Source organism: Agromyces binzhouensis (assembly GCF_004135055.1).
In the GTDB taxonomy this organism is placed as follows: domain Bacteria; phylum Actinomycetota; class Actinomycetes; order Actinomycetales; family Microbacteriaceae; genus Agromyces; species Agromyces binzhouensis.
Map to the genome: position 1 here is coordinate 1 of NZ_SDPL01000015.1, position 21,130 is coordinate 21,130.

The window sequence follows — 21,130 nt, forward strand, 5'->3', positions numbered from 1 at the left end:
GCCTCACCGCGGCCGGCGTGCTCGCCGGCGCGCTCGTCGCCGGCGCTCCGGCGGCCGTCGCCGAGACCGAGCTCCAGCCCGGGCCCGAGCCGACGATCCACACCCAGGAGGCCTACGACCCCGAGTCCGACTTCACCGCGAAGTGGACCCGGGCCGACGCCCGACAGATCAAGCGGCTCTCCGACCCCGACGCGGGTTCGCGCGAGAACTCGATGCCGGCAGCGCTCACGATGCCGACCGTGCCGCAGGACTTCCCCGACATGTCGAACGGCGAGGTCTGGGTCTGGGACACCTGGCCCCTGACCGATGAGGACGGCAACCAGTACAGCGTCAACGGCTGGGAGGTCATCTTCTCGCTCGTGGCCGACCGCAGCCTCGACTTCGACGAGCGCCACCACTACGCCAAGATCGGCTACTTCTACCGCCCTGCCGGAGTCCCCTTCGAGGAGCGACCGGAGAACGGCGGCTGGACGTACGGCGGCCTCGTCTTCGACGAGGGCGTCACGGGCCAGATCTTCGAGGACCAGTCGTTCTCGCACCAGACCCAGTGGTCGGGTTCCGCCCGCATCTTCAAGGGCGGCGAGATCAAGCTCTTCTTCACGGACGTCGCCTTCTACCGCAACCCCGACGGCAGCAACATCAAGCCCTACGACCCGCGGATCGCGCTGAGCGTCGGCAAGCTGCACTCGAACAAGCACGGCGTCAGCTTCACCGGCTTCGACACGGTCCACGACCTCCTGCAGGCCGACGGCACCTACTACCAGACCGGTGAGCAGAACGAGTTCTTCAACTTCCGCGACCCGTTCACCTTCGAGGACCCGGACAACCCCGGCGAGACCTACATGGTCTTCGAGGGCAACACGGCCATGCCGCGCGAAGAGGCCTACTGCACGGAGGAGGACCTCGGCTACCGGGATGGGGACCCCTACGCGGAGACGGTCGACGAGGTCAACGCGTCGGGCGCGACGTACCAGATCGCGAACGTCGGCCTTGCCAAGGCGAAGAACACGGAACTGACCGAGTGGGAGTTCCTGCCCCCGGTCCTCTCGGCGAACTGCGTCACCGACCAGACCGAGCGCCCGCAGTACGTCTTCAAGGACGGCAAGGCGTACCTCTTCACCATCAGCCACCGCGGTACCTACGCGGCCGGCATCGACGGTCCTGAGGGCGTCTACGCGTTCGTGGGCGACGGCATCCGCAGCGACTTCCAGCCGCTGAACCAGGGATCCGGCCTGGCGCTCGGCAACCCGACGAACCTCAACTTCGCCGGCGGCCAGCCGTTCGCGCCCGACTACAACCAGCACCCGGGCCACTTCCAGGCGTACTCGCACTACGTGATGCCCGGTGGCCTGGTGCAATCGTTCATCGACACGATCGGCACGCACGACGACTTCGTGCGCGGCGGCACGCTCGCCCCGACCGTGAAGATCGACCTCGACGGCGCCTCGTCGGCCGTGGACTACTCCTACGGCGACGGCGGCCTCGGCGGCTGGGCCGACATCCCGGCGAACATCGCCGTGAACCCCGGCGGCAAGGTGCAGTAGCACCGAACCAGGCGGGCGGGATGCGGTGCTCAGCACCACCGCATCCCGCCCGCTCCGGCTCAGCCGGCGACCGTCACGACGTGCTCACCCCCGTCGGTGACGCCGGCCGAGTTCTCCAGCTCGATCGCATAGCGATGTTCGCCGGGCGAGGCGCCCCCGACGAGGAACGAGAACGTCCGCTCCGAGTCGGCGGTGCGGTATTCCCGGTCGACCACGCGGCCGCCCTCGAGGAGCCGGACGACGGTGGTCGGCTCGCCGAATCCGACCTTCACCTTGATCTCGAAGTCGCCGTCGGCATCCGGGCCCTTGCGGGGGCCGGTGAGCACCGTGACCTCGGCAGTGGGCGGTGCGGCGGTCGCGCCATCCGCCCCGGCCTCGCGGTACATCGCCCCGTGCATGGGCGTGACGGTCAGTGACTCGAGCCACGCGTCACCGCCCTCGGCCCACAGCCCGATGGCGTCGGCGCCCGCGTTCGGGAACACCTGGTCGGTGATCGTCGTGCGGCCGCCGTCGGCGAACACCTCGACCGAGGCGCGGTCGACGTAGACCGTCAGCGCGAGCTTCCCGTCCGCGAGCGCGACCGGGGCGTCGTCGAACGACGCGAACGCCGGGTGGAAGCCCGTGTTCCCCGAGTCGCGGCGGTCGACGAAGAGGCGGGCGGATGCCGCGTCCCACCCGATCCGCGTCGCCGATTCGTCGTCGCCCAGCACGCTGAGGCCCACCGCGTCGGCGTCGCCCGGGGTCAGGACCGCGTCGATGCGCACGACGTCGCCGGAGATGGGCAGCGTCTCGTCGCCGTCGGCGATCGCCCGCGCGCCATCCGCATAGGCCACGTCGGGCCGCTCGAGCTCGGCGAACTCGGGCACGACGCGCTGCGCGAGGCGCGGGCCGCGCTCGGTGCTCACGAGCTCCACGTCGCGGGGAAGCGCCATCGCGCTCCGCCACGAACCGGTCGGGATGTCGTTCGCGTAGTCCCAGTTGTTCATCCAGCCGAGCATGACCCGGCGGTCGTCGGGTGCGTTCGAGAACGACACGGTCGCGTAGTAGTCGCGGCCCCAGTCGAGCCAGTCGTAGCCCTCGATGCGCGGGGCGGCCGCGGCATCCGAGAACATGACCTGGTCGACGAGGATGTGCCCCCAGCCGAACCGGTTGTTGTCGACGAGCCTGACGGATGCCTCCTGCCCGATGTACTCCGAGACATCCCAGCTCACCCAGTCGAGGTTCTCGCTGTTGCGTCCGGTCGCCGTGCGGACGATCTCGCCGTCGACCACGAGGTTCACCGACGTCTCGTCGGAGCGCACCAGCGCGGGCTCGCCGCCGAGCACCAGGTGGTCGACGGTGAGGTGACCCCAGCCACCCGTCGCGCCGTCGTGCACCTGGAAGCGAGCCTCGCTCCCCGCGAACTCCGAGACGTCCCACGAACGCCAGTTCAGTTGCCCCGCCTCGGGGCCGGTGGCCGCGCGGACGACCTCGCCGTCGACGAGCAGGCGGACCTCGAGCGACCCGTCGGTTCGCTTGCCGCCGCCGAGGAGGAACGAGAGGTGGTCCTCGCCGGCCTCGATGGTGAAGGCCGGCGACGTGAGGTCGCCGAGGTTGTCGTCGCCCTTGGGGCCGCCCTCCCAGGTGTTCAGGCGCTTCTGCCCGAGGTAGTAGTCGCCGCCCGCGGTGGACGGGTTGCGCCAGGGCTCGGCGGCGAAGTCGCCGGTGACCTCCCACCCCGTGTCGGCGAGGTTCGTGCCGTCCGGGAACTCGAAGCCGTCGAAGAGCAGGCGGCCCGCGGGCGGCTCGTTGCCGAGCTGCGTGCCGTCGACGTGCGGGTGGTCGCCGCCGCCGACGAGGAGGTTCACGTGCTCCTGCTCGACGGTGAAGGTCGGCGACTCGAGGGTGCCCACGGGCCAGTCGCCGTCGTTGAACCCGTTGACGAGCCCGGCGCCGACGAAGCCCGAGACGGGGTTCTGGCCCGGAAGCGTGCCGGATGCGGGCTGGAGGCCCCACGGTCCGTCCTTCCAGTTGCCCGGCTCGTTGCCCACGACCCAGTCGCCCCACGTCCCGTCGTCGAACGAGGCGAAGACGTCCCCGGCCGGCAGCGCGTCATCCGTCACCGTGCTCTCGGAGGTGAACGTCGTGCCGTCGAAGTCGCCGACGAAGTACTGCCCGCCCGAGCCGCCCGCGACCGATCCCGGGTTGAGGTTCACGACGAGCACCCACTTGATGTTCGTCGGGTCGCCGTCGACCGCCATCGGGAACAGGTCGGGGCACTCCCAGATCCCGCCGGTGGCGTTCGCGGGACCGAAGTCGCTGAGGTGGGTCCAGTTCTTGAGGTCGTCGCTCCGGTAGAGCACGACCTTGTACTCCGTCGCCTCGACGGCGACCATCACCCAGTAGGACTCGCCGCTCGTGGGATCGCTGTACCGGATCACCTTCGGATCGCGGAAGTTGGCCGACCCCCGGTCGAGCACGGGGTTGCCCTCGTGCTTGGTCCAGGTCTGGCCGTCGTCGGTGCTGTAGGCGAGCGACTGCGCCTGGATGCCGGCGTGCGTGGGGTGCGCGGGCGTGTAGGCGCTCGTGTAGATCGCGACCATGGCCGGGTCGTCGGCGGTGCCGAAGCCGCTCGTGTTGCCGTCATCCACGACCACGGAGCCGGAGAAGATGTCCTCGATGGCGACGCCGTCCTCATCGAAGGTCTGCGGGATCGCGAGCGGCTGCTCGTCCCAGTGCACGAGGTCGGTGCTCGTCGCGTGGCCCCAGCTCATGTTGCCCCACCTGGTGCCCTCGGGGTTGTGCTGGAAGAACAGGTGCCACGTGCCGTCGTGGTAGACGAGGCCGTTCGGGTCGTTCATCCAGTTCTGCTCGGGGGAGAAGTGCAGGTACGGGCGGTACTGCTCGTCGGCCGGATCGACCGCCGTCTCCGCCGCCGCGGGCGGGAGGCCGCCCAGTGCCGTCGCGCTCGCGATCGCAGCAGCGATCGCGAGCGGCTTCCATCTTGATACCGTCGTCATCGACTGATTCGCCCTTCATTGCGCGTGTCACGTTCGAAACGTGACATCGTTGTCAGGAATCGGAGGCGACACTACGCATTGTCCGGCGGACAATTCAAGGGGTCGGCGACGACGATCGCCGAGCCGGGCTGAGCCAGCCCGGCTCGACCGAAGACGACCGGGCGCGACGGACGACGCCCGCCGCACACGGGTTCGCGATGGACGCTCCGGCGCGTCAGCTCGGAACGATCTCCGCCGTGCCCGGGGACCGGAGCAGTGCGCCGTCGTGCCGGACGGTCGCCGCCGCGATGCCCATGGCCTCGTCGAGCACGTCCGCCCATTCGACCGCAGTGCCGGGCACGCCGTCGCGCGCCAGACGCCGCACGACCGCCGACAGCGTCGCATCTCCGGCGCCCATCGTGTCGATGACCGGGCCGGGAAGGTCCACGACGTCGGCGTGCAGGCTCACCTCGCCGTCGATGATCGTGGCACCGTCGCGGCCCGCCGTCGAGAGCACGATCGGGTGACGCGCGCCGCGGAACCGGCCGACGAAGTCATCGAGCGCCTCTCCCGCGAGGAGGTCGGCGTCCTCATCGCCCGCCTTGACCAGCAGCGAACGGGTCGCCGCCCGCTCGAAGTTCGCGAGGAAGCGAGCGCGATCTCGCAGCATGCCCGCGCGCGGGTTGCCGTCCACGACGAGCCGCCGCTCCGAGTCGGCGACGGATTCGAGCAGGGCATCGACCTGCTCATCATCGTCGAACGGATAGCAGCTGACCACGACGAGGTCGGCCTCGTCGATGGCCGAGCGCACGTCTCCGCCGAACTCGATGCGCCGGTGGCGTGCCGCCTCGTTGAACTCGTATCGAGGCTCGCCTCCCTCCGACCGATCGGAGACGGCTCGCGATGTGCCGAGCGCGGACGGGCTCTCGACGAGCTGGACGCCGAACTCGTCCAGGAACGCACGGATCCGCTCCGCCGGTTCGTCATCTCCGAGCATGGCGATCAGCGTGGCTCGCTGCCCCAGCAGCGCCAGGCCGACCGCGACGTTCAGTGCGGCACCGCCGACGAATTCCCGAGAGCCGCTCGGGTCGCGCAGTTCGTCGATGAGCGCGTCGCCGATGACGGCGATCCGAGCGGTGCGGGGGGTGGAGCTGGTCATGTCATCCTTCCGGTCGGGGTGTGATCTCGCCGGACCCGCGCTCGATCAGCCGGGTCGGCACGACCGTCCGCGTCGCCGGCGAGGTGTCGCCGTCGAGCCGGGCGAAGATCCGTTCGGCCGCGATGCGACCGATCTCCTGAGGGTCCTGAGCGACCACGGTGATGCCCGGCTCGAGGAGATCGCCGAGCGGCACGTCGTCGAATCCGACCAGTGCGGTGTCGCGGTGGCGACCGAGCTCGCGGAGGGCGCGGATGACGCCGATGGTCACGAGGTTCTGGCTCGAGAACACCGCCGTGGGGGGTTCGTCGTCGCGGAACAGGTCGAGGGTCGCGAGCCGGGCGGACTCGGCATCGTGCAGTCCTTCGATGACGGGGATGTCGCGGGTCGGAACGCCGGCCGAACCGAGTTCGTCGAAGAAGCCGCGACGGCGCTCCTGCGCCGTGCGGATGTTCGGACGATCGCCGAGGTAGGCGATGCGGCGATGGCCGCGTTCGAGCAGGTGCCGGGTCGCCTCGCTCGCGCCCGCTGCGTTGTCGCTGACCACGCTGTCGGAGGTGATTCCGGCCGGTTCCCGGTCGACGAAGACCACCGGGGTGCCGCGGCGCAACTCCGGCGCCAGGTAGGTCTGGCTCTCCGACACCGTTGTCAGGATGAGTCCGTCGACGCGGCGGCGGAGGAACGCCGACACCGCCTGCTGCTCCCGGTCGGGGTCGTCGTCCAGGCTCGAGGCGAAGACGGCCACGCCGCGCTCGAGTGCCGCATCCTCGATGGCCCGGTGCATCGAGCCGGCGAACGGGTTGTCGACGCTGCTCACGAGCAGGCCGAGCGTTCGCGACCGGCCGTCGGCACGGCGCAGGTTCCCGGCCTGCAGGTCGGGTTCGTAATCGAGCGTGCGCGCCGCGGCGAGCACTTTCGCGGTGGTCGCCGCAGAGACGTTCGGTTCGCCGTTGATGACGCGCGAGACCGTCTTGATGCCGACGCCGGCGAGGGCCGCGACATGGCGCATGGTGGGTCGCGCACGGGCAGGTTCGGGCGCTGCACCACTGGTTGACAACGGTGTCACGTTTCGATCTCCAATGAGGGGGTTGGACTTGACTATACACATCGCGATCCGCTAGACCTACCGTGACATCGTTGTCAAACGGGCATCGATGCCCCCACACCAGGAGGAGATTCACCGATGAATCACGCACGCTCCGGCGCGCTCGGCCGCCGACTGCTCGTCGCCGGTTCCATCACCGCGACCGCCGCGCTCGCATTCACCGGCTGCGCCTCGTCGGGCGGTTCCGGCCAGGGCGCGAGCGGTGACGAGACGATCAGCGTCTCGCTCATCACCAAGACCGACACCAACCCGTTCTTCGTCGCCATGCAGCAGGGCGCCGAGGACATCGCCGACGAGTTGGGCGTCGAGCTGACGCTCGCGGCGGGCTCCGAGGACGGCGACGAGGACTCGCAGATCCAGGCGATCGAGAACGCGATCTCCCGCGGCGACGCCGGCATCCTCATCACGCCGAACGGCCCGGCGGTCGAGGACGCCCTCGTCAAGGCCCGCGACGCCGGTCTCTACGTGATCGCGCTCGACACGCCCCCGTCCGACCCCGAGTCGGTCGACATCACCTTCGCGACCGACAACTACCTCGCTGGCCAGGAGATCGGCACGTGGGCCGCGGCGAAGCTCGACGGCGAGAAGGCCACGATCGCCATGATCGACCTGTTCGACGACAAGGTCGTCTCGGTCGACGTCGCCCGCGACCAGGGCTTCCTCGACGGCATGGGGATCGACCTCGCGGATGAGACGAAGAACGGCGACGAGGAGTCGACCGGCACCTACTCGGGCGGAGACTACGAGATCGTCGGCAACGAGGCATCCCAGGGTGCTGAGGACGGCGGCCGCACCGCAGCCGAGACCCTCCTCTCGCAGAACCCCGACATCAACGTCGTCTACACGATCAACGAGCCGGCCGCGTACGGCGCCTACGAGGCGTTCAAGGCCGCGGGCAGCACCGACGGGCTCATCGTCGTCTCGGTCGACGGCGGCTGCGCGGGCGTCGACGCGGTGACCGAGGGCATCATCGGGGCCACGAGCCAGCAGTACCCGCTGAAGATGGCGGAGCTCGGCGTCAAGGCCGTCTACGACCTCGTCACCACCGGCGAGACCCCCGAGGTCAGCGAGGGCCTCGACTTCTACAACACGGGCGTCGCACTCGTGACCGACGACCCGCAGGACGGCGTCGAGTCGATCGACACCGCCGAGGCGACCGAGATCTGCTGGGGCTGACCCCTGCGACCGCGTGAGCGATGCGGGCCGGCACGGATGACGCGCCCCCTCGTCGGCCGGACGCCGGCCCGCACCGCCCACCCCTCGTTCCTCCTCTCCAGATCCATCCGAACGGAGCCCACGTGACTCAGCACACGACCGAGCCGCCCACATCGGCGCTCGACCTGGCCGAGGAATTCCTCGACCGAACCACCCCGCTCAGCCGCATCCGCAACACCCTGCACCGGCACCCGGCCATCAGCCCGGCCATCGTGCTGGTCGTCGCGGTGATCGTGTTCGGCCTGCTCAACGAGCGATTCCTCAACCCGACGAACCTCTCGCTCATCACCCAGCAGGTCGCCGTCGTCGGCACCATCGCCGTCGCGCAGACCCTCATCATCCTCACGGCGGGAATCGACCTGTCGGTCGGCGCCGTCATGGTGCTGAGCTCGATGGTGATCGCGCAGACCACGGTGCAGATGGGACTGCCCGCCGTCCTCGGCCTGTTCCTCGGGCTGGTCGTCGGCATGGCCGCCGGCGCGCTCAACGGCGCACTCGTGACGCGTCTGAAGCTGCCGCCCTTCATCGTCACGCTCGGCACGCTCAACATCTTCCTCGCGCTCACCCTGCTCTACTCCGGCGGCGCGACCGTTCGGGGCGGCGAGATGCCCGAGCTGCTCACGTGGACCGGCGCGACCTTCCCGCTCTTCGGCGTCAACATCACGGTCGGCGTGATCATGATGCTGCTGCTCTACGTCGTCATGTCCTACGTGCTGCACAAGACGGCCTGGGGACGCCACGTCTACGCCGTCGGCGACGATCGCGAGTCGGCGCGTCTGGCGGGCATCAGCGTGAACCGGGTGCTCATGAGCGTCTACCTCGCGGCGGGCGCGATCATCGCGATCGGCGCGTGGATCCAGATCGGCCGGTCGAACGCGGCGTCCCCGAACGCGGGCGCCGACCTCAACCTCGACTCGATCACCGCCGTCGTCATCGGCGGCACCAGCCTCTTCGGTGGGCGCGGGACCGTGTGGGGGACGCTCCTCGGCGCCCTCATCGTCGGCGTGTTCCGCAACGGCCTCGCCCTCGCGGGGCTCGACGTGCTCTGGCAGACCTTCGCGGTCGGCGTGCTGATCGTCGTCGCCGTCTCCGTCGACCAGTGGATCAGGAAGGTGCGCGCATGAACGCCCGACAGCCCGTGAACGAGACGACCGAGCAGGCCGCGGCGAGCGAGGACGGCCGGCAGCCGATCCTCCGCGCACGTCGCCTGGTCAAGACGTTCGGTCGGGTCGTGGGCCTCGACGGAGTGAGCCTCGAGCTCTACCCGGGCGAGGTGCTCGCCGTGATCGGCGACAACGGCGCCGGCAAGTCGACGCTCATCAAGTGCCTGACCGGCGCGGAGATCCCCGACGAGGGGCAGATCTGGCTGGACGGCCGCGAGGTGCACTTCAAGCGTCCGCAGGACGCGCGCGCCGCCGGGATCGAGACCGTCTACCAGAACCTCGCGGTCTCGCCCGCCCTCGACGTCGCATCGAACCTCTACCTCGGTCGCGAGATCCGCAAGAAGGGCGTGCTCGGCTCGGTCTTCCGCCTCGTCGACCAGAAGGGCATGCGGGAGAGCGCGAAGCGCGAGCTCACGTCGCTCGGGATCTCGACGCTCCAGGACGTCACGGTCGCCGTCGAGAACCTCTCCGGAGGTCAGCGGCAGGCCGTCGCCGTCGCCCGTGCGGCGGCGTTCGGCTCGAAGGTCGTGGTGCTCGACGAGCCGACCGCGGCGCTCGGCGTGCGCGAGTCGAACCAGGTGCTCGAACTCATCATGAGCCTGCGCGACCGCGGCATCCCGGTCATCCTCATCTCGCACAACATGCCGCACGTGTTCGAGGTGGCCGACCGCATCCACGTGCAGCGCCTCGGCAAGCGTGCGGCGACGATCACGCCGCAGTCCCACACGATGACGGACGCAGTGGCGATCATGACGGGGGCGAGCAAGGGATGACGGACGCTGCCGACGACGGTCGGGTCGATCTCGTCGCCGAGTTCACGGCGCTTCCCGGTCGGGAGGACGAGGTCCAGGCTCTGATCGCCGAGCTGGCCATCGCCGTGCGGTCCGAGCCCGGATGCCTCGTGTTCGACTCCTACGCGGTGGTCGACCCGCCCGCGGTGGCTGAAGCGGCCTCCGCTCCTCGTGTCGACGGGCGGCGCTTCGTGGTGGTCGAGTCGTATCGAGACGAGGAGGCCTTCGAGTCGCATCTCGCCCAACCCCACGGAGCGGTGTTCAACGCCGCGCTGGGACCGCTGATCGCGGAGCCGACCGGGTCGGTGCTGCGGTTCCTGCGCCCGGTGCAGTAGCCGCCGACCGGGCTTCGACGGGCCGCGCGAGTTCCGACCCGCGCGGCCCGTACGCATGCCCACTGCGACGCGCTGCGGCGACCGCGCGAACGACCGGGGTGAGCACGATCCAGGAGGCTTCGGGCGGGCGTCGCGTCACCGATGTCCGAGCAGCAGGCCACGTCCGCAAGGATGAGGATCCGCCGTGCGACCTCCTGGGCCGGCGGGATTCAGCCCGTCGCCTCGTCCTGCGGCGGGTTGTGCATGAACTCGAAGCGGATCCCGTTGTCGTCCTCGACGAACGACGCGTAGTAGCGGTCGTTGAAGCGCGGGTAGGGCTTGGGGTCGCGGACGGCCGTCCACCCGGCGTCCATCGCGATCGCGTGCAGTCGATCGACCTCGTCGCGCGAGTCCACGGCGAACGCGAGGTGCTGCCAGCCGACCCGGCCGTGCCGGTGCGGCCCCGTGCCGCGCTCCCGGGCAGGGAGCAGGACCAGCTCCTCCCTGCCCCTGTACCAGGACACCCCGTTGTCGGCGTCGAGCCGCGTGCAGCCGAGGGCCGTCATCACGGGATCGAACTGGGCGAGCGAACGGGAGAGGTCCTCGACGCTGATGCTGACGTGGTCGAAGAGGGCCATCCGGCCAGCCTAACGAGGCGCGAGTCGCGCCGGCTTCCCCGGAGGCCCTGCCCAGTAGACTCGCCCCACTGAGCGGCGCGGCGGCCGCGCTGAGCGCACCGGGGGTTGTGTTCGTGAGTGACGACGTCGGGACGACGGCTTCGCGTCCGTTCGCGTCGCGCCCGGCTGGGGCCGACGGCGGCGCGTCGAGCGCCGGATCGCCGACGGCACCTGGTCGGTCGCATCCGCGCGCGTGGTCGTGGCTGATGATCGCGACGTGGGTGTTCTGCATCCTGATCACGGCGACGCTGCTGTGGAGCCCGTACTTCGCGTTCGGGTTCCCGAACCGGTCGCTGCACCTCGTGCTCGACTCGATCGACGGCTTCGTGGCGCTGCTCGTGGCCTACCTGCTGCACAATCGCTTCGTCCGCCGGCGCCGGCTGCAGGACTGGCTGTTGTGCGAGGGGCTCGTGCTGCTCGGCCTGGCGGGGCTCATCGTCACCTACCTGATCGAGGACGTCGCCGGTATCCGCGACGGACGCCTGAACGTCTGGGTGCCGCTGACCGTGCGGGTCATCGGGGCGGTGCTGGTGCTCGCCGCCGCGCTCGCCGGGGATCGCCTCGGCCCGCGACGGCTCCGCTCCTGGTCGCTCGCGGCGCCCGTGCTCCTGATCCTCGTCGTCGCCGCGGCCGGGTGGGCGGCGTCCAGCGGACTGCCGGTCGCGCTGGGCGAGGACTTCTCCGCGAGCTCCGCGGTGGCGCCCGTCCTGGCGGGGCATCCGCTGCTGCTCACCGGGCAGGCGATCGGGGCGCTCTCCTTCCTCGTCGCCTCGATCATCGTCGCCCGGCAGGCGGCGCGCCGGAACGACGAGCTCCTGCGGTGGCTCGCCCCGGCAGCGACGCTGGCCGGGTTCGCGCGGCTGAACTACCTGCTCTACCCGTCGCTCTACACCGACTGGCTCTACACGGGCGACGTGCTGCGCACCGCCTGCTACGTCCTGCTGCTCGTGGGCGCGCTCCGGGAACTGCAGCTGTACTGGATCGCGCAGACGCAGGTCGCGGTCGTCGAGGACCGCCGCCGCCTCGCACGTGAGCTGCACGACGGCGTGATGCAGGAGCTCGCGTACATCCGCGTCGAGTCGGCGATGCTGCCCGATGCGGCCGCGTCGAAGAAGCAGATCACGGATGCCGCGGTGCGCGCGCTCGACGAGGCGAGGGCGGCGGTGAGTGCACTCGGCAGCGTCGACGACGAGCCGCTCGGGTACGTGCTCCACCGTGCGGCGCGCGAGCTCGCCGCCCGCTACGACGTGCGCCTGGAGGTCGACGTGGACGACTCGATCGCGGCCGACCGCGACCAGCGGCACGCGCTCGTGCGGATCATGCGCGAGGCCGTCGTCAACGCCGTGCGCCACGGCGACGCGCGACTCGTGCGCGTGCGCCTGGTCGGGCCCGACGGTGCGCGGCGGCTCACCATCGAGGACGACGGTGCGGGCTTCGCGGTCGACGCGGGCGCGTCGTCGGGCGGGTACGGGCTGGTCAGCATGCGCGACCGGGCGAAGGGCCTGCCCGGGTCGATGCGGATCGAGTCCGCCCCCAGTGAGGGAAGCACGGTGATCGTGACGTGGTAGCCGAGTCGATCACCGTCGTGCTCGCCGACGACCATGCGGCGATGCGGTCCGTCGTGCGCCGGGGGCTCGAATCGGGCGGATGCCGCGTCGTCGGCGAAGCCGCCACCGCCGACGAGGCCGTCGAGCTCGTGATCGATCACCGTCCCGATGTGGCGCTCCTCGACATCCACATGCCCGGCAACGGCATCCGCGCCGCCGAGGCGATCAGCCGCGCCGTCCCGACCACGGCGATCGTCATGCTGACCCAGTCGCGCGAGGACGACGACCTGTTCGACTCGCTGCGGGCCGGCGCGGCCGGGTACCTGCTGAAGGATGCCGCACCGCAGTCGCTCGCGGACACCCTCCGCGGCGTCCTGGCGGGCGAGGCGGCGATGCCGCCGGCCCTGGTGGCGCGGATCCTCGACGAGTTCCGTGGCCCTGCGCGACGCCGGTTCGGACGGGGCTCCGCGGCCGCGTCGAAGCTGAGCACTCGGGAGTGGGAGGTCATGGACCTGCTCCGGCGGGGCGAGAGCACCGACGACGTCGCGGCCCGGCTGTTCCTGTCGCCGACGACGGTGCGCGTGCACGTGTCGTCCGTCCTGCGGAAGCTGGCGGTCACCGACCGCGCGAGCGCGTTCCGCCTGCTCGAGGAGTAGCGACGCCGATGGCCCCGGAGGCGTCTCCGGGGCCATCGATCGTGGGGGCAGGTGCGACGCGACCTACTTCAGCATGAAGCCCGCGGTGATGGAGGATCCGTCATCCGTGGTCATCGTGACCAGGTAGCAGGCGCCGGGCTTCTTCGGGGTCGCCCAGTTCTGGACGAACTGGCCGCCGGTGACGTCGTATCGCAGCGCGGTGCCGCCGGTGGTCGTGAACTCGATCGCATCAGTCAGGGCATCGGCGCCGGGGCAGAGCGTCGGCGTCGCGGTGAACCGGTCGACCACAGCGGTGTCGGTGAGCTCCGTGGCGCCGGCGAACACCTCGAACTTCAGCGGCACCGTGCTCCCGCCCTTGACCGTGTTCCAGGTGCGGCCCATGTCGACCGGGGCGGTGAAGCCGGCGAGCGTCCAGCTCAGGACCGTGTACGAGAGCTCCGCCGTCGCCACGTTGCCCGCCCGATCGGTCGCGGTCGCAATCAGGGTGTGCGACCCGACCGCGGTGCTGTAGCCGGAGACGTCGCACGAGGCGAGACCCGAAAGCGCGTCGGATCCGTCGCAGGCCGGGACGGCCGGCACCTGGCCGAAGTAGTAGGACGAGCCGAACCCGCCCGCGAACCCGACCTGCGGCTTCGTCAGGTCGACGTTGAGGCCCGAGACCGTGTCGGTGGCGGTGTTGCCGGCCCAGTCGACCGCCGTGCCCGTGACCGTCTGGTTCGCACCCTCGAGCACGACGGCGTTGGGCCCGCAGGACTGGATGCCGGACCCGGTGCCGTCGTCGCAGGAGAACGTCACGCTCACCGGCGTCTTGTACCAGCCGTTCGCGTTGGCGGCGGCGGGGTCGAGCACGTGTCCGATGGTCGGCGCGCCGGTGTCGACGACGGTGTAGGTCACCGAGGCCGTGTCAGCGGCGAGCCCGCCGAGGTCGGTGTAGTCGCAGGTGGCGGTCTGCGTGCCGATGCCGTGCACCAGCGTGTTCGAGAGGGTCGCCGGGAACGAACTCGGCCCGTCCTCGGCGTCCGTCACCGCACACGTGGCCGCCGGTACTGAGCCGATCTCGTACTCCTGCGCCGAGACGCCCTGGACCACGACGGTCGGCTTCGTGTTGGTCGGCTGCGACTGGGTCACCACGATCGGGATCGACACCAGGTTGTGGTACAGCCCGCCCCCGGCGGGTCCGGAGATGATCGTCGCCGTGGCGTTGCCGCTGACTGCGTTCGACGCGGCGGAGAACGTGACGGTGAAGTCGACGCCGCAGTCCGTGATCTCGAGCGGATCCGGGTTCGCGGTGATGCCCGCGGGAGTGACGATGTCGAGCTTGAGCGGAGCTTCCCCGCTGTCGATATTGCAGCCGGAGTCGGGGTCGCCTCCCATGCCGCCCCCGCCTCCCGCGCTGTTCCCGATGAGACGGATTCCGGCACTCTGCGTCGCCGAGCTTCCGGCGACGAGCGTCAGCGGGGCATCCGTCGCCTCGATGGAATCGGCGATCGTGTCGGCGTGGGCCGCGAGGCTGCTGCCGAAGACAGCGGCGATGGTGAGGAGGGCGCCCGCGGTGGTCATGCCCGCGCGCTTCAGGCTTCGATTCATGGGCTCGTTCTGCTCTCTGGTCCGTCCGGCGAGCCCCATGCCGGAGCGGCCGTCCATTCGACGGTATGGATCGCCGCACGCCCCCGGAACAGGTCGCGCGTTCAAATCCCTGAACATCGACCCGAACGGGGGGTAGAGAGGTGGGGTGTGGCTACTCGACGAGCTTGCCGACCGTCGACACTTCGCGCATGAGCGCCGCGATCTCCTCCGGGATCGGGGGGATCGACTCGCGGGTCACGCCCGTGGTCGGGGACCACACGAGGTTGACCTGCAGGGCGGCATCCGTCTCGGGGTGGTCGGAGCGGTTGTGGCATCCGCGGGTCTCGCGTCGCTCGAGGGCGGCCTCGAGGGTCGCACGGGCGGCGAGCGCAGCCGACTTCAGATCGAAGGCGTGCGCGAGGTCCTGGTATCCGGCGAGGTCGGGGTGCACGCCGATGTCGGCCATGCGGGCCTCGATCGCGTCGAGCTCGGCGAGGCCGGCGAGCAGGCCCTGTTCGTCGCGGACCACGCCGGCGTGCTCGGTCATGGTGTTCCGGATGGCGCGCTGCAGTGCGCGGACGTTCTCCGGGCCATCCGCTGCCAGCAGGTCGTCGATCTCGGCGCGCGCAGCCTGCACCGCGGCCGCCGAGCGCTGCTGCGCGGTGAGCCCGCGCGAGTACCCCGCTGCGGCCTGGCCGACGATGCGGCCGAACACGAGCAGCTCGATGAGCGAGTTGCCGCCGAGGCGGTTCGCGCCGTGCAGGCCGGAGGAGGCCTCGCCGATCGCGTAGAGGCCGGGCACGTCGGTGCCGTGGTCGTCTGGCCGCACCCAGACGCCGCCCATCGAGTAGTGGGCCGTGGGCGCGATCTCGATGGGCTCCTTCGTGATGTCGCGCATCTGCAGCTCGAGCATGGTCTGGTAGACGCGGGGGAGGCGGCGCATGATCGTCTCGCGGGGCAGGTGCGAGACATCCAGCCAGACACCGCCATTGGGGGTGCCGCGGCCCTCCTTGATCTCGGTGTAGGCGGCGAGGGCGACGCGGTCGCGCGTGGAGAGCTCCATGCGCTCCGGGTCGTACTTCGCCATGAAGCGCTCGCCGAGGGCGTTGGTGAGGATGCCGCCCTCGCCGCGGGCGGCCTCGCTGATGAGCGTGCCGGCGGCGTTCTCGGGCTCGAGGATGCCCGACGGGTGGAACTGCACGAGCTCGGGGTCGCGCACCCGGCCGCCCGCCTCGACGGCGAGGCGCCACGAGTCGCCGGTGTTCTCGTCGCGGCGGGACGACGTGCGGCGCCAGATGCGGTTGTGGCCGCCGGCGGCGAGGATCACCGCGTCGGCGTGGATGAGGTACCGGGTGCCGTCCTCGAGGTCGAAGCCGTAGGCGCCGAAGACCGCGCCGTCGTCGTTCACGAGGATGCGCGTGACGTAGACGGTGTCGAGGATCGGCACGCCGAGCTGCGCGGCCCGGTTCACGAGCGTGCGCTGGATCTCGAGGCCGGTGTAGTCGCCCGCGAACGCGGTGCGGCGGAACGTGTGCGCGCCGAAGAAGCGCTGCGAGATGCGCCCGTCCTCCTCGCGGGCGAACGGCATGCCGTACCGCTCGAGGTCCTGGATGCCGCGGGCCGCGCCCTTCGTCACGGTCTCGACCGTGCGCGGGTCGGCGAGGAGGTAGCTCTCCTTCAGGGTGTCGGCGGCGTGCTGCTGCCAGCTGTCGTCGGCGTCCATGGTGCCGAGGGCCGCGTTGATGCCGCCGGCCGCGAGCGAGGTGTGCGCGTCGGACTTCGCGCGCTTGCCCAGTGCGAGCACGTCGACGCCGGCCTCGGCGAGTTCGATGGCGGCGCGCAGGCCCGACCCGCCCGTGCCGATGACGAGGACGGTCGTGGAGATCTGGCGCTCGGAAGCGGTGCTGGCTGCGGTGGTCATGCGTTCCACGGTAGGTTCGCGGCACCGATGCGTCCAATGCATCTTCCGACTGAATACCATGCACACGCGCTATCGAACGCGTACGCTACCGCCATGAACCTCGAGCAGCTCCGGTCGTTCGTCGAGGTCGCGCGGTTCGGCAACTTCACGCGCGCCGCCGAGGAGCTCTACCTCGCCCAGCCCTCGCTGAGCCGCCAGATCGCCGCGCTCGAGCAGGATCTCGGGGCCGAGCTCTTCCACCGCGCCCGCGGCGGCTCGACCCTCACGGTCGCGGGGGAGTCGTTGCTGCCGCTCGCCCGGCGCATGCTCGCCGACGCCGAGTCGGTGCGACGTGAACTCGCCGAGCTCGCGGGCCTCGAGCGCGGCCGCGTGCGGCTCGGCGCGACACCCACGCTCTGCATCAGCCTCGTCGCAGAGGTGCTCAGCACCTTCCACGCCGAGCACCCCGCCATCGAGCTGCACCTCTCGGAGCAGGGCTCGCGGCGCCTGCTCGACGAGCTCGCCGGCGGCGAGCTCGACCTCGCGCTCGTGACGACGACGGATGCCACGGCCCCGGGCCGCTTCACGGTGACCCCGTTGCTCGTCGAGGAGCTCGTGGTCGTGTCATCCGCCGCCGCACCGCCGGTCACCGATCGCGAGACGATCTCGCTCGCCGAGGTCGCGCGGCTGCCGCAGGTCGTCTTCAGTTCGACCTACGACCTGCGGGCCGCGACGGATGCCGCGTTCCGGGCGGCGTCGCTCGAACCGGACGTCGTGCTCGAGGGCGCCGAGATGGACGCGGTGCTGCGGTTCGTCGAGCGCGGGCTCGGCGTCGCGATCGTGCCCGCCCTCGTGCTCATCGACCGGCCCGAGCTGCGCTCGGTGCGGCTCGGCGAGCGCGCACTCGACCGCACGATCAGCCTGGCGCGACCGGCCGACGTCGCACCGACCGCGGCCGTCGAGGTCATGCGGCGGACGATCGCGGCGGAGGCGACGGCGTTCGCCGCCAGGGCGGGCGAGACCATGCGGGTGGCGACCTGACCGGACTGCGCGTTCGATCGCCATCGGGTGGTGTCGTTTGGAGCTGTTCCACAGCGATGCGCGCATTCTGCCGAGGTTTCCTCAAGATTTGAGCCAGAGTTCGCGCAGTCGGGTCGCGCGAGGCGCTACAACTTCCCCAACCCGAACTCGACTGCAGTGGAACTGGGGGGTCTCATGCGTTGGGTATGGTTCAGGATCGCCGCCGCGATCGTCGCGGGTACGGGGGTCCTCGCCGGACTTCTGGTGAACGTCGATCGCGCGTTGCGCGACGGCCAGGAGCTCGGGCTCGTGCTGGCGAACTACTTCAGCATGTTCACGATCGTGTCGTCGATCCTCAGCATCGTGGTGCTGTCGGTCGCGGCGCACTGGATGCGCCGGCACCCCGGCACGTCGCCCGAACCGGTCGGCATCGCGTTGGCGATCGCCGCGGTGACCGGCCCGGTGATCCTGCTCGGCATCGTGTTCAACGTGCTGCTGCGCGGCGAGCCGCCGGCCATCGCTGCGACCGACCCGCTCTGGGTCGCGAACCTGGACTCGTGGGCCACCGAGACCCTGCACGTCGTCCTGCCCGCGTACTTCGTGCTCGACCTGCTGTTCGCCTCCAGGCGTCGCGGGCTTCCCTGGCGGTCGCTCGCGGTCATCGTCAGCTATCCGCTGGTCTGGACGGTCTACACGATGCTGCGGGGGGAGCTCGTGCCGAACCCGGACGGAAGCGCGGAGTGGTGGTACCCGTACGGATTCCTCGACCCGCACATCGCCGGGTACGGGTCGGCGTTCGGGTACATCGGCGGGATCCTGTTCGCGTTCCTGCTGCTCGGGGTCGCGATCATCGGCATCGGTCGGTCCCGCGGACGCTACGCCGCCGCCCACGTCGGAGCGGCACGAGTGCGGATCAGCGCGCTCCCGGGCCAGGTCGTCGCATGGTTCCGGTGCCGCCGCCGCCCGTCGGGACCGTCGGTGGGCTGAGCGCGAACCCGAGTCGGAACAGTGCGGATGCCGCGGGGCTGCCCCGCGGCATCCGCTGCTGATCGGCGATCAGCGATCGGCGGTCACGGCGCGGTGCAGGTCACGCCCGAGCACTGCGGCTCCGTGAGGTTGCCCGCGGCCTTGTTGCCTCCGCCGTCGGTCGAGGCGACGGCCACGATGCCCTGGCCCGCGTTGTCCACCGCGGTGTTCTTCACGACGAGGCTGTTCGCCACGAGGAGCCCCGCGCCGCCGTTCGCCCAGCTCGCGTTCTGCGAGAGCGTCGTCCCGGACGTCTCGTTCCTCACGACGATGCCGTCGCTCCAGCTGGCGCTCACGCGGTTCTGCGTGAACGACGTGCCGGTCGCCCAGCCGAAGGCCGCGAGTCCGTGCTGGCTCGAGCCGGTCACGACGTTGCGCGACACCGCGTTGTCCTGCGATCCGTCGGCGACCGAGATGCCCCACGTGTTGCCGTCGACGGTGTTCTGCGTGACGATGTTGCCGGTGCTCAGGCCGAGGCGCACGCCGTCGCGACCGTTCGCCGAGACGGTGTTCTTCGCGACGAGGTGCTGGCCGCCACCGGCGAGGTTGACGCCCTGGTCGTTGGCCACCACGTTGAGCTTGCTCACGGTGGCTCCCCACGACTGGTCGAGGACGACGCCCGCCTGGAATCCGGTCACCGTGCCGTGGGTCACCGTGACGCCGGTTCGGCCTGCCGTGCGGACGGCGGCCCACGGTGTCGCGTACGCTCCGGGACCCGAGATGGCGTGACCGCCGAGGTCGAGGGTGACGCCGTCGGCGCCGATCACGAGCCCGTCGGAGGAGTCGTCGCAGACGAGGTCGGCGGTCAGCACGGTGTCGACCATGATGACGTCGCCGCATTCCGGCCCGTCGAGCGCCGATGCGGGCGCGCTTCCGACGAGTGCCGCGGTCGCGGCGAGAGCCAGGGCGGATGCCGCGGCGGCGGCCCTGCGCGTGAGGATGGACATCGCGAACCTCTTCCCCTCGCCGTCAGCACCGACGGCGTTCGGTACGGCCCGGCCGGGTCGCGAGGCCAACGCTAGAAGCGCTGATCAGGGCGGTCAAGCGAATCGACCGAGCCGCGGGCGGATGCGCCGCGTACTGGGGGTGCGCGGCACCGTCTCCCGAGTCGATGGGTCAGTGCGGGCGCCCGCCGCGCCCGCGTTCACATGCCGGGGATCTCGAGCGCCTCCAGCACCTCGATGGTGCCGATCTTCAGGTGCGGGTGGCCGTCCATGAGGGCGACGGCCGCATAGGCATCCGCCGCCTCGACGATCGAGTAGCCCGCGACATCCGACGATGACGCGGACGCGCCCGACGCGGCCACCGAGCGACCGTTGCCGACCGGCGAGCCGAAGTCGGCGAGCGCTTCGCCGACTTTCCCGGCCCAGGCCATCCACTCCTGCATCTCGGCCTGGCCCTCCTCGGGCGACTGCTGCATCTGCTCTTCCGCGCTGACGTCGGCCCGGTACAGCACGAGGTACTTCGCCATCTTCGCTTCCCCTTCGTCAGGTGCGCGGCGCCGACCTCGTGACGAGCGTCGACGCGCGCCATCGGGGCAGACGCTACTCCGGACGGCGTCGCGCCGCAGCATCCGCCGACGTCTCGGCCGCATGCTGCTGACGATGGCCGGATCGGGGTAGGTTACGGGCGTGGCATCCGCATCGCAGCGAGGCATCGCATGACCGGGTTCGCGTTGCCGGCTCCGGGCATCGTGCTCGGCGTCGCCTCCCTCGTGCTCAAGGAGGGCGCCACGATCGACGGGGCGCTCGCGGTCGTCCGTGCGGCCGTCGACGCCGGAGTGGCCGCGATCGACACCGCTCGCGCCTATGCCACGATCGACGACGATGCGGCGGGGGAGCGGATCGCGCAGCACGCCCGTTTGCGATCGCCGGGCATCCCGATCATCACCAAGGCCGGGCACTTCCGGCTCGGCCGCGCCGCGTGGGACTCCGACACCAGCGCGGAGCGCGTCCGCGCCGACGCGCTCCGCAGCCGCGAGGTGCTCGAGGCTCCGCCGTCGTTGCTGCTCCTGCACCGGACCGATCGGGTCGACGACCTGGACGCCCCGGTCCGCGAGCTCGCGGCGCTCCGCGACGAGGGCGTCGTGCAGGCGATCGGCCTGTCGAACGCGACGGTCGAGCAGCTCGACCGAGCGCGTTCGATCACGCCGCTCGACGCCGTCGAGAACCGGCTCGCGCTGGGCATCGACGAGGCGACCGAGTACCGCTACTGCCGTGACGCCGGCATCCCGTTCCTCGCCTATGCGCCGTTCGGCGGGCCGAAGGCCGACCCGCTCGCGACGCACGTGCCGCACGTCGCGGCGATCGCACGCGACCGGGGCGTCTCGGCGCACCGCGCCGCACTCGCGGCGATGCTCGACGCGATGCCGGGTGCCTGGCCGGTCATCGGCTCGACCCGCATCGACTCGGTCCTCGATTCGCTGGCCGCCGTCGACCTCGCCGTCGACGACGAGCTGCGCGCGGCGTTCGT

At 70.8% G+C, this 21,130-nt stretch carries 18 protein-coding genes; 10 read left to right on the forward strand and 8 right to left on the reverse strand.

Going from position 1 to position 21,130, the window contains the following annotated elements:
• Positions 1 to 1,544: glycoside hydrolase family 68 protein (locus tag ESO86_RS01955; RefSeq protein WP_207206981.1), on the forward strand; the 1,544-nt coding region annotated here is incomplete at its 5' end.
• 59 nt (positions 1,545 to 1,603) lie between these two features.
• Here ESO86_RS01955 and ESO86_RS01960 read toward each other — a convergent pair.
• The 3 genes from ESO86_RS01960 to ESO86_RS01970 form a co-directional block, all read right to left on the reverse strand.
• Positions 1,604 to 4,543 carry a GH32 C-terminal domain-containing protein gene (locus tag ESO86_RS01960; RefSeq protein WP_129233218.1) on the reverse strand — a complete coding sequence of 980 codons (2,940 nt, stop codon included), beginning with the start codon at positions 4,541 to 4,543 and terminating at the stop codon, positions 1,604 to 1,606.
• Positions 4,544 to 4,757: 214 nt separating this feature from the next.
• Positions 4,758 to 5,681, reverse strand: a complete 924-nt coding sequence (locus ESO86_RS01965) for a PfkB family carbohydrate kinase (protein ID WP_129233219.1) — start codon at positions 5,679 to 5,681, stop codon at positions 4,758 to 4,760.
• A gap of 1 nt (position 5,682) precedes the next feature.
• Positions 5,683 to 6,687, reverse strand: a complete 1,005-nt coding sequence (locus tag ESO86_RS01970; RefSeq protein WP_129233220.1) for a LacI family DNA-binding transcriptional regulator — start codon at positions 6,685 to 6,687, stop codon at positions 5,683 to 5,685.
• A 174-nt stretch (positions 6,688 to 6,861) separates the two neighbouring features.
• Here ESO86_RS01970 and ESO86_RS01975 point away from each other — a divergent pair, with 174 nt between their 5' ends.
• The 4 genes from ESO86_RS01975 (at position 6,862) to ESO86_RS01990 (ending at position 10,287) form a co-directional block, all read left to right on the forward strand.
• Positions 6,862 to 7,959 (forward strand): substrate-binding domain-containing protein, encoded by a 1,098-nt coding sequence (locus ESO86_RS01975; protein WP_129233221.1) that lies wholly within the window; start codon positions 6,862 to 6,864, stop codon positions 7,957 to 7,959.
• A gap of 122 nt (positions 7,960 to 8,081) precedes the next feature.
• Entirely contained in the window at positions 8,082 to 9,122 is a 1,041-nt protein-coding gene (locus tag ESO86_RS01980; protein WP_242492157.1) for an ABC transporter permease, read from the forward strand.
• The gene (locus ESO86_RS01985) at positions 9,119 to 9,934 is read left to right on the forward strand and encodes an ATP-binding cassette domain-containing protein (protein ID WP_129233223.1); all 816 of its coding nucleotides are present in this window, start codon (positions 9,119 to 9,121) and stop codon (positions 9,932 to 9,934) included. Before ESO86_RS01980 ends, ESO86_RS01985 begins: the two co-directional genes overlap by 4 nt.
• Complete coding sequence (locus tag ESO86_RS01990; protein WP_129233224.1) at positions 9,931 to 10,287, forward strand: putative quinol monooxygenase; 357 nt, start codon at positions 9,931 to 9,933, stop codon at positions 10,285 to 10,287. Before ESO86_RS01985 ends, ESO86_RS01990 begins: the two co-directional genes overlap by 4 nt.
• Before the next feature lie 209 nt (positions 10,288 to 10,496).
• Here ESO86_RS01990 and ESO86_RS01995 read toward each other — a convergent pair whose 3' ends face one another.
• The gene (locus ESO86_RS01995; protein WP_129233225.1) at positions 10,497 to 10,904 is read right to left on the reverse strand and encodes a VOC family protein; all 408 of its coding nucleotides are present in this window, start codon (positions 10,902 to 10,904) and stop codon (positions 10,497 to 10,499) included.
• A gap of 245 nt (positions 10,905 to 11,149) precedes the next feature.
• Here ESO86_RS01995 and ESO86_RS02000 point away from each other — a divergent pair, with 245 nt between their 5' ends.
• Positions 11,150 to 12,511: a sensor histidine kinase gene (locus ESO86_RS02000; protein WP_129233226.1), complete on the forward strand. Its 1,362-nt coding sequence runs from the start codon at positions 11,150 to 11,152 to the stop codon at positions 12,509 to 12,511.
• Positions 12,505 to 13,146, forward strand: coding sequence for a response regulator (locus tag ESO86_RS02005; RefSeq protein WP_242492158.1), 642 nt, complete (start codon positions 12,505 to 12,507; stop codon positions 13,144 to 13,146). The genes ESO86_RS02000 and ESO86_RS02005 overlap by 7 nt, the downstream gene beginning before the upstream one ends.
• A gap of 63 nt (positions 13,147 to 13,209) precedes the next feature.
• On the opposite strand, the gene ESO86_RS02010 is transcribed toward ESO86_RS02005, so the two are convergent.
• Together ESO86_RS02010 and ESO86_RS02015 are read right to left on the reverse strand one after the other, a co-directional pair.
• On the reverse strand, positions 13,210 to 14,733 hold the full coding sequence (locus ESO86_RS02010) for a PxKF domain-containing protein (RefSeq protein WP_129233227.1): 1,524 nt from the start codon (positions 14,731 to 14,733) through the stop codon (positions 13,210 to 13,212).
• A 151-nt stretch (positions 14,734 to 14,884) separates the two neighbouring features.
• Positions 14,885 to 16,633: an L-aspartate oxidase gene (locus ESO86_RS02015; protein ID WP_129233228.1), complete on the reverse strand. Its 1,749-nt coding sequence runs from the start codon at positions 16,631 to 16,633 to the stop codon at positions 14,885 to 14,887.
• A gap of 93 nt (positions 16,634 to 16,726) precedes the next feature.
• Between ESO86_RS02015 and ESO86_RS02020 the strand changes: the two genes are divergently transcribed.
• Positions 16,727 to 17,653 (forward strand): LysR family transcriptional regulator, encoded by a 927-nt coding sequence (locus ESO86_RS02020; protein ID WP_129233229.1) that lies wholly within the window; start codon positions 16,727 to 16,729, stop codon positions 17,651 to 17,653.
• 174 nt (positions 17,654 to 17,827) lie between these two features.
• Positions 17,828 to 18,619: a Pr6Pr family membrane protein gene (locus tag ESO86_RS02025; protein WP_129233230.1), complete on the forward strand. Its 792-nt coding sequence runs from the start codon at positions 17,828 to 17,830 to the stop codon at positions 18,617 to 18,619.
• Positions 18,620 to 18,702: 83 nt separating this feature from the next.
• Here the strand turns inward: ESO86_RS02025 and ESO86_RS02030 are convergent, their stop codons facing one another.
• Positions 18,703 to 19,605 carry a right-handed parallel beta-helix repeat-containing protein gene (locus tag ESO86_RS02030; RefSeq protein WP_129233231.1) on the reverse strand — a complete coding sequence of 301 codons (903 nt, stop codon included), beginning with the start codon at positions 19,603 to 19,605 and terminating at the stop codon, positions 18,703 to 18,705.
• Positions 19,606 to 19,802: 197 nt separating this feature from the next.
• Positions 19,803 to 20,129, reverse strand: coding sequence for a YciI family protein (locus ESO86_RS18520; RefSeq protein ID WP_165307224.1), 327 nt, complete (start codon positions 20,127 to 20,129; stop codon positions 19,803 to 19,805).
• A gap of 189 nt (positions 20,130 to 20,318) precedes the next feature.
• Here ESO86_RS18520 and ESO86_RS02035 point away from each other — a divergent pair.
• Positions 20,319 to 21,130, forward strand: an 812-nt coding sequence (locus ESO86_RS02035) for an aldo/keto reductase (protein ID WP_129233232.1), incomplete at its 3' end; no start/stop codon positions are given.